Consider the following 2,260-nt stretch of genomic DNA (forward strand, 5'->3'; position numbering starts at 1 on the left):
CGGTCACGTCCCGTCCGACTCGCCCGGCCCGCCCACCGTGTCCGTTGAGGCCGGACCGCCCGGTTATCCCGCCCGCGCCGTGCGGCGGCGGGGCCTGCACCCCGTATTCCGCCCGTGCAGCCACCCTCCAGCCCGGGGGCAGGCTTGCGGGCGCGCCTTCGTTGGCCAGAAACACCACCATGCCACCGGGGGCCACATGGCCGCGCACCAGTTCCAGCACCTCCGGCCAGGGCAGAAAGGCGCGGCTTACCACGCAATCCGCCTTGGGCCGCGTGGGCATGAATTCCTCCACCCTGCCCCGGAACACCACGGTGCCCGGCAGGGGATGGCGGGCCAGCACGTTGGACAGGAACAGGGTGCGCTTCTCGCGCGCATCCACAAGATGATAGGCGCCCGCCTGCCACACCGCGCGCAGGGGAATGCCCGGCAGCCCTGCTCCCGCGCCCAGGTCCCACGTTTCCGGAGCCTCGGGCAGGGGCAGCGTGCGCAGAAAACGCGCCAGGTGCAGGCTGTCCACGATCAGGGTGCGGAAGGTGGCCTGCCAGGTGTGCGTACCCACCAGGTTCATGACCCGGTTCCACTTCATCAGCAGTTCCAGATAGCCCGCCAGGGACTTCTGCGCGGCCTCGGGCACGCTGTCGGGACCGAACCCGGCCTCGGCGCACAGTCGGGACAGTTCCTTCAACGATACGTGGACAGCTGCGGGGGGCATGGGCGTCTCCTGATGGTGATCCCGTCGGCGCGGCGCGCCGGATGCGGGAGTTGGCGGCCTTGTAGCCGCCCCGGCGCGCGCTGGCAAGCGGCAATGGATGCGATAACGGATGCGGCAAGGGGAGGGGCGGCACGCGTCGAACCGCCTCCAGGTCCCCCGTGCCATCCCATGCCCGCCCCCTCCGCATTGGGCCGCGCGGGCGAAAACGACAGCACCACTTGCGTCCACGCGCGTGTTTGACTATGCAGCGAACGGGCAGCGAACGGACAGCGAACGTGCCACGCGCCCGCGCCCGGCACCGCCGCGCACCGTCCTGAGGGGGACGGCCACCGCGTCCGCCCCGCACGATACCGCACAACACAGCCGGTACGCACCCGGCACCATTCCCACGTCTGGAGCGACACCCAATGAACCGTACCGACATCGCCCTCCTGTTCCCCGGCCAGGGCTCGCAGGAACCCGGCATGGGCCGCGACGTGGCCGACGCCATGCCCGAGGCCATGAACCTGTGGAAGAAGGCCGAACGCGCAAGCGGCCTGCCCCTGCGCGAAATCTACTGGGACGGCGGCGACGACAAGGCCATGGCCGATACCCGCAACCTGCAACCCGCGCTTACCGTGGTCAACCTTTCCCTGTGGCTGCGCCTTGCCGGGCGCGTCACTCCGTCCTGCACCGCCGGGCACAGCCTTGGCGAATACGCGGCTGCCGCCGCATCCGGGGCGCTTTCCGTGGACAGCACCCTGGAACTGGTGGCCCTGCGCGGCCGCCTGATGGCCGAGGCAGACCCCGACGGCAAGGGGGCCATGGCCGCCGTGCTCAAGCTTTCGCAGGCCGACGTGGCCGCCGTTGTGGCGGAGGCCGCCGAAGCCACCGGACAGATGATCCGCATCGCCAACTACAACACGCCCGGCCAGCTGGTGCTGTCCGGCACGCGTGACGCCATTGCGGATGCCGCCGCAAGGGTCAAGGACCGCAAGGGCCGCGCGCTCGTCCTGCCCGTCAGCGGGGCCTTCCACAGCCCGCTCATGGACGAGGCGGCAAAGGAACTGGCCAGGGCCATGCGCACGGCCACCTGGTCGCGCCCGCGCTTTGCCGTGTACTGCAACGTGACCGGCCAGGCCGTCACCGACGGCGAATCCCTGCACGAGGTCATGACCCGGCAGATGACGTCCTCTGTACAGTGGATCGCCACCGTGACCAACCAGTGGAACGCCGGGGTGCGCCGCTGGGTGGAATCCGGCCCCAAGGGCGTGCTGACCAAGATGGTGGGGCCCATACTTGCCGCGTCGGGCGTGCCCGCCGCCGAGGAAGGCGGCTGGACGGCGGAAGGCGCGGGCAGCCTGGAACAGGCAGACGCGCTGTCGCTCTAGCAGCGCGCCACCGCTCCCCGCTTGCGCGGGTGACCAGGCAGACATTCCACGGGCCGGGTGCGCATGCGCACCCGGCCCCTTGCATGCGCGGCCCCTTCCCGGGTGCGGCACCCCGGCTGGCCCTGCCTGCATCGCGGCAAACACGCAACGCGTCACCGCCATGTTCCCCGCCCCGGCG

At 71.0% G+C, this 2,260-nt stretch carries 2 protein-coding genes; one reads left to right on the forward strand and one right to left on the reverse strand.

Translation table 11 applies throughout. The features are described 5' to 3' along the window. On the reverse strand, positions 1-712 hold a 712-nt coding region (locus tag FVW20_RS13045; RefSeq protein ID WP_231039094.1), incomplete at its 3' end, for a 16S rRNA (guanine(527)-N(7))-methyltransferase RsmG. Between the two features lie 407 nt (positions 713-1,119). Here FVW20_RS13045 and FVW20_RS13050 point away from each other — a divergent pair. Beyond that, complete coding sequence (locus FVW20_RS13050) at positions 1,120-2,082, forward strand: ACP S-malonyltransferase (RefSeq protein ID WP_196609963.1); 963 nt, start codon at positions 1,120-1,122, stop codon at positions 2,080-2,082. Positions 2,083-2,260 lie beyond the last annotated feature (178 nt).

Source organism: Nitratidesulfovibrio oxamicus, from assembly GCF_015731765.1.
Taxonomy (GTDB): Bacteria; Desulfobacterota; Desulfovibrionia; order Desulfovibrionales; family Desulfovibrionaceae; genus Cupidesulfovibrio; species Cupidesulfovibrio oxamicus.